A 246-nucleotide genomic window follows, 5' to 3' on the forward strand; every position below is an offset into this window, starting at 1 on the left:
CTCCTACTGCCATAAAGTCAACCTGGTCACCCAGCACGGTGGCTTTGCCGCCACCGTCTGCCAGACCTGCCACGACATCCCGGCAACCGACGGCATGGCAACCGCCGTGAAGGACACCATCGCCGCCGGGGTAGCCGGCCAGCAGTACGCCTGCTCCAACTGCCACGGATCGCAGTCTCACGCCGAGAAACATCCCGGCTACGCGGCAAACTACTCCACATACAACGGGGTTGCGCCGGGCTATGG

The 246-nt window shown here is 64.2% G+C and carries 1 pseudogene; it reads left to right on the top strand.

Annotated elements, in window-relative coordinates:
* A pseudogene (locus KI811_RS18460) lies at positions 1–246 on the top strand (cytochrome C); the annotation flags it as partial.

It is taken from the genome of Geobacter hydrogenophilus (genome assembly GCF_018501225.1).
GTDB classification, from domain to species: domain Bacteria; phylum Desulfobacterota; class Desulfuromonadia; order Geobacterales; family Geobacteraceae; genus Geobacter; species Geobacter hydrogenophilus.